We start from the raw sequence: 6324 nt of genomic DNA, 5'->3' as shown, positions 1-6324 counted from the left end.
CACAGAACGACATGGCTACGATCCGACTTGCGCGCCGCGCGCAGCGCCTGCTCCGCCCACGCGCGCTCGCGCAGCGCGCGCAGCACGGCCGCGCCCGCCGTCGACTCCCCGGCGCCGAGCCCCGGGAGGGCGGTGAGCGCGATCGACACCGGGACGTGCATCCCCGCGCCGTCGACCACCTCCCCCTCGCCCTGCCACGCGCCGTCGCGCAGCGCGGCGGGCACCCCCTCGTCGAGCAGCCGATCGCGCGTCGCCGGGGGGAGCGCGGCCTGCAGCGCGCGCGCCGGCGGCGCCTCGTGGTCGGGGAGGCCGAGCAGCCGGCGCCCGGCGCGGTTCAGGTAGTCGAGCCGCCCGCTCGCGGCCACCACGGCCACCACGTCGGGGGTCGCCTCGACGGTCGCCACCAGGCGCGCCCGCTCGCTCTCGGCGCGGCGCTCGGCGGTGACGTCGCGGTACATGGCACGCGTCCCCACCACGCGCGGCGCGCCCCCGTGCCCCTCGGCCAGCACCGGCTCGGCGCGCCCGCGGCAGGCCACGCGGTCGGCGCCGCGCGCCAGCAGCACCGCCGCGAAGTCGGCGACGGTCTCCCCGGCCAGCAGGCGGAGGGTGGCGGCGCGGTAGGCGGCGCGGTGGTCGGGCGCGACCATGGCCGCCGGGTCGAGCGCGACGGCCTCCGCGCGCGTGTAGCCCAGCGCGCGCTCCCAGGCGCGGTTCACGTGCACGATGCGCCCCTGGGCGTCGCACGCGCACGCGAGCTCGGTCGCCGCGTCGAGCAGCCCGCCCAGCAGCGCCGCGTCGGGCGCGGGGTCGGGCGGCTGGGCGGGGACGGCCATCGGCGGCGGGTGGGGCGGGTTCCGGGGGGCGCACGCGTGCGGGCGCCGCTGCTCCCGAGGACGAGCGACAGCCCCATCCGTTTCGCCGCCGCTACCCCGCCCGCGGGAGCACCAGCGTGAAGGTCGAGCCGACCCCGGGCGCGCTCTCGACCGTCAGCTCGCCGCCCATCGCGCGGGCCAGCTCGCGGCTGATCGCCAGCCCGAGCCCGACCCCCTGCTGGCTGTCGCGCGTGAGGTGGCGGTCCACCTGCACGAACGGCTCGAAGATGTGCGCCAGCCGGTCGGCGGGGATCCCGCGCCCGCTGTCGCGCACGCGCACCGCGGCCGTCGCGCCGCCGTCCGCGTCGCAGCTCACCTCGATGCGCCCGCCGGCGTCGGTGAACTTCACCGCGTTGGTCAGGAGGTTGGTCAGCACCTGCTCCAGCCGCTCGGCGTCGGCGCGCACCACCGGCGGCGCGTCGGGGAGGCGCAGCGCGTACTCGAGCCCCTTGGCGCGCAGCTGCGGCGCGACCATCGCCTCCAGCCCCGCCAGCAGCGCGCCGAGCGGCACCTCCTCGACGCGCACCTCGACCTGCCCCGCCTCGACGCGCGCGAAGTTCAGCACGTCGTTGACGAGCGACATCAGCACGGTGGCGCCGCGGCGGATGCGCGTCAGGTCCTCGCGCTGCTCGTCGGTGACGGCGCCGCGCACCCCCAGCGCCAGCAGCTCGGTGTAGCCGGCGATGGCGTTGAGCGGCGTGCGCAGCTCGTGGCTCATCGTCGACAGGAACTGGCTCTTGGCGCGGTTGGCCGCCTCGGCCTCGGCGCGGGCGCGCTCGGCCTCGCGGTACAGGCGCGCGTTGTCCACCGCCACCGCCGCGCGCCCCGCGAGGTCCTCGGCCAGCGCGCGGTCCGCCTCGGTGAAGCGGCGGCGCCCGTCGGCGGTGCCCAGCGTCAGCGCGCCGAGCGTGACGCCGCGCGCGACGAGCGGCACGACGATGATCGACCCGAGGCGCAGCGCGCGCAGCAGCGCGAGGTGCTCGGCGTCGCGCGCGCCGCCCGCCAGCATCGCGTCGGTCAGCTCGGGGACGAAGAGCGTCGCGCGGTCGCGCAGCACCGCCGCCATCCCGACCTCGGCGCCCCAGTCGGTCGGGTAGCGCGCCGCCAGGCGCTCGGCGAGCGCCAGCTGCGCCGGGTCCTCGTGCACCATCGCCAGCCGCTCCACGCGCGGCGGCCAGACGGGGTGCGTCGGGTCCTCCACCACGTCCACCGCGCACAGCGCGCCGAGGCGCGGCACGGCGGCGCGGGCCACGGCGCGCAGCGTCTCCTCGTACGCCAGCGAGGCGCCGAGCAGCCGCGTGGCCTCGACCAGGAACTCGGACGTCTGCCGCGCGCGCCGGCGCTCGGTGACGTTCTCGAAGAAGATCGTGAGCCCGCCGGCCGCCGGGTACAGGCGCGCCTCGATCCACCCGCCGAGCACCGGCGAGTCGGCCTCCAGCGTCTCGGCCTCGCGCGTGCGCAGCACGCGCCGCGCGGCGCGGAAGATCACCCCGTGCTCCGCGCCCGGGATCGCCTCCACCACACGCCGGCCGAGCAGCGCGTCGGCGGGGTGGCCGAGCATCTCGGCGGCGCGCGCGTTCACGAAGGTGAAGGCCATGTCGCCGTCGAGCCCCACGAACGCGTCGCGCACCGACGCGACGATCCCGCCCGCGAACTCGCGCGCGCCGCGCTCGGCCTCGAACGCCCGCGCGCGACCCAGCGCCAGCGCGCACTGCTCGCCAATCGTCGCCAGGAAGGTGCGCGTCGCGTCGTCGAACGCGCGCGGCGTGCGGAAGCTGGCGCTGAACGCCGCCGCCGCCTCGCCGTCGACGACGATCGGGATCGCCACGAAGGCCTCGAAGGGCAGCCCCGTGGTGGCGGCGGCGCTCTCGGGGTAGCGCGCCTCCCAGTCGCGGCGCGACGTGAGCCAGCGCGGCTCGCGCGCCAGCACCGCGTCGGAGAGCGGGCGCCCGGCGTGCAGCGGGAAGCGGCGGTAGGCGTCGACCATCGTGTCGGGGTAGCCGACCGCGCGCGCGATCTCGAGCTCCGGGCCGTCCGGCCCGTCGCGCCGCAGCGCCAGCGTCCCGGCGTCGGCGCCGAGCGCGGCCAGCCCCTCCTCCAGGATCGCGTCGGCGACCTCGCCCGGGGTGGCGGCGCGCGCGAGCCGCGTCGACACCGCGAGGAGGCGCCGCGCGCGGTCCCCCGACGCCTCGGCCACCTCGCGCGCCTCCTCCGCCTCGGTCGCGGTCTCCTGCAGCCGCTCCGACGCGTGCTCCAGCTCCTCGGCCACCTGCTGCGCGTTCTCCGCCTGCACCTCCAGCTCGACCGCCTGCTCCTGCAGCTGGAGGGCCCGCTCCTCGGCGGTCGCCTGCGCCCGCGCGCGGGTGGACGCCAGCCAGCCGAGGGCGCTCGAGACGGTCAGGAAGGCGGTGAAGGACAGCGCCGTCCCGACGTCGGGGGGCTGCAGCCGCCACAGCGGGGGGATGACGAGCAGGTCGACGAAGACGATCGAGGCGACGGCGGCGGCGACCGCGGCGCGCATCCCCGTCCGCCACGCCGCCACGAGGACCGCGCCCCAGAAGAAGACGAACACCGCGCGCGTGATCAGCGGCGCGAGCGCGGCGGTGCAGGCGGCGGCCAGCAGCCACGCGCCCAGCGTCCACCACGCGTCGCGTGACGGCGCGCGGGGGGCGCGGGGGACCGGGGGGCGGGCGGTCATGGACGGGTGACGGGCGCGGGACCGCGGTGGAAACAAACCGGTGGGCGCCGCCCGGCAACCGCCGGCCGCTCAGGGCGCCTCAGGGCGCCGCGCCCGGGGGGAGCAGCACCTCGAACGTCGACCCGGCCCCGACCGCGCTCGCCACCCGCAGGTCTCCGCCCATGGCGCGGACGAGGTCGCGGCTGATCGCCAGTCCCAGCCCGGTGCCGTCGTGGGTGCGGGTCAGCCCGCCGCGCACCTGCACGAACGGCTCGAAGATTCGCTCCAGCTGGTCGGCGGGGATCCCGATGCCGGTGTCCTCGACGACGAACGCGGTGCGCCCGCCGCGCGCCTCGACGCGCAGCGCGACGCGCCCCCCCGGCTCGGTGAACTTGACCGCGTTGGAGAGCAGGTTGAGCAGCACCTGCCGCAGGCGCTCGACGTCGGCGCGCACCACCGTGCCGTCGGCGGGCGGCGCGACGGCGAGCGACAGCCCGCGCGCGGCCGCCAGCGGCGCCACGAACGCCTCGACCGACTGCACCACGTCGCGCGCGGGCACGTCGGCGATGTCGTAGTGCAGGGTGCCGCTCTCCAGCCGCGCGAACGTCAGCAGGTCGTTGATCAGCCCGAGCAGGTGGCGCTCGCTGCGCCGGATGCGCGCGAGGTCGTCGCGCTGCGCGTCGGTCACGGGGCCGCGGATCCCCAGCTCCAGCAGCTCGGCGTAGCCGCCGATCGCGTTCAGCGGCGTGCGCAGCTCGTGCGACATCACGGCGAGGAAGTCGCTCTTGGCGCGGTTCGCCCCCTCGGCGTCGGCGCGGGCGCGCTCGGAGTCGGCGAGCGCCTGCTCGCGCTCCCGCTCGGCCAGGCGCGCCGCGGTGCGGTCCATCAGCGTGCCCGTGACGCGCACCGGGCGGCGCGCGCCGTCCTCCGCCTCGGCGAACTCGGTGCGCGCGAGCGCCGACGCCCACCGCTCGCTGCCGTCGGGGCGCAGCACGCGGAACTCGAGCGACGGGCGCGTGGGCGTCGCCGGGTCGATCGCGTCGGCCAGCCCGGCCCACACCGCCGCGCGGTCGTCGGGGTGCACCGCGTCGGCCAGGAAGCGGTCGAGCGGGACGCGCGGCCCGTCGGGCGGGAGGCCGATCAGCTCGCGCGAGCGCGCGTCGGCGTCGAACAGCCCGGTGGCGGGGTCCCACGTCCACATCCCGAGCGCCGCGATGTCGAGGGCGAGCCGGAGCGCCGTCTCGCGCTCGCGCAGCGTGGCCTCGGCGGCGTGGCGCGCCGTCTGGTCCTGCACGAACGCGACGACCCCCTCGACGCGGCGCGCGCCCCCCTCGGCGGCGAGCAGCGGCTGGTACACGAAGTCGACGACGTGCTCCTCGGGCACGCCGTCGCCGTCGCGGTCCCACCGCGCGCGCACGCCGGCGCCGCTCACGCGCTCCCCCGTCGCGAACACGCGCTCGAGCAACGTGATGAACGACGACTCCAGCTCGGGGAGCACCTCGCGCACCGGGCGCCCGACCACGGGGCGCCCGCCGACGGCGCGCACGTACGCCTCGCTGGCCGCCTCGAACACCAGGTCGGGGCCGGCCAGGTACGCGGCGGCCCCGGGGAACTGCGAGAGCACGCGCGACAGCCGGTCGCGCGTCGAGCGCTCCGCCTCGTACAGGCGCGCGCGCTCCAGCGCCAGCGCGGCCTGGTGCCCGAGCGCGCGCAGGAAGGCGCGCTCCTCCCACGACGGGAGCCGCCGCTCGCGCCACGCCAGCGCCCACCCGCCGAGCGCACGGTCCCCGGCGTGAATGGGGACCATGATCGCGCTCTCGAGGCGCGGCGCCGGGCCGCCCCACCGCTCGACCCGCTCGGCGGCGCTGGCGTAGTGCACGACCTCGCGCGTGCGCACCGCCTCGGCCATCGGGTCCGTGGCGTCGAGGCGGAGCCCGTCCCACCGCGCGACCACCGCGTGGGGGACGTTGACCGCGTAGTTCGCGGCCAGCACCTGGCCGCCGGCGTCGAGCACCGCGAGGTTGCCGGCGTCGGCGCCGAGCGCGCGCACGCCCGCGTCGACGACGATGCGCGTGATCGCCTCGGTGGTCAGCGCCTGCGACAGCGCGGCCGTCACCGCCTGCAGCTGCGCGGTGCGGTCGGCGGAGCGCTCGGCGGCGGTGCGCGCCTGGTGCTCGGCGGCGTACGCGGCGGCGCGCTGCAGCGCCTGCGCGCACTGGCGGCCGAGGGCGATCATCAGCTCGGTGTCGGCCGCCACGACGGCGCCGGTGGCCGCGAACGACAGCCCGAGCGCGCCGAGCGTCCGCCCCGCGACGGGGAGCGGGACGGTGACCGAACTCGCGAACTGCACCGGGGCGGCGCGCAGCGCCGGGAAGCGCGCGTCGCGCTCCTCGGACGAGCCGACGACGACGGGCGCGCCGGAGAGCGCGGCGACGCCGAGCGGCGTGTCGGGGGTGAGCGGGATCTTCCGCCAGAGCGCGAGGGTGGCCTCGGAGAAGCCGGCGGCGTGGGCGACGGTCATCGCGTCCTCGCCGGGCGCGTGCAGCGCGAGCACGCCCGCCTGCGCGCCGAGCGCCTGCATCGCCTGCTCGACGATCACGCGCGCCACCTCGGCCGGGGAGAGCGGCGGGACGAGGGCGGCGGTGACACCCTGCAGGCGCGTGGTCCGGGCGACCGCGCGCGCGGCGTCGGCCCGCGCCGACTCGGCGTCGGCGCGGTGGCGGTCGCGCTCCGCCGCCAGCTCGTCGCGCCGCAGCGCGCCGCCGAGCACCGACA

Annotated in this window: 3 protein-coding genes; all 3 read right to left on the bottom strand. The window is 78.3% G+C overall.

Annotated elements, in window-relative coordinates; all coding sequences use genetic code 11:
• Positions 1 to 833: PAS domain-containing protein (locus tag PYV61_RS19205; protein WP_275834614.1), on the bottom strand; the 833-nt coding region annotated here is incomplete at its 3' end.
• Between the two features lie 91 nt (positions 834 to 924).
• The gene (locus tag PYV61_RS19200; RefSeq protein ID WP_275834612.1) at positions 925 to 3570 is read right to left on the bottom strand and encodes an ATP-binding protein; all 2646 of its coding nucleotides are present in this window, start codon (positions 3568 to 3570) and stop codon (positions 925 to 927) included.
• A gap of 79 nt (positions 3571 to 3649) precedes the next feature.
• Positions 3650 to 6324: ATP-binding protein (locus tag PYV61_RS19195; RefSeq protein WP_275834610.1), on the bottom strand; the 2675-nt coding region annotated here is incomplete at its 5' end.

Source organism: Roseisolibacter sp. H3M3-2, from assembly GCF_029211165.1.
Lineage (GTDB): Bacteria > Gemmatimonadota > Gemmatimonadetes > Gemmatimonadales > Gemmatimonadaceae > Roseisolibacter.
Note: the sequence above shows the minus strand (reverse complement) of the source record. Positions and strands in the feature narration are given on the sequence as shown.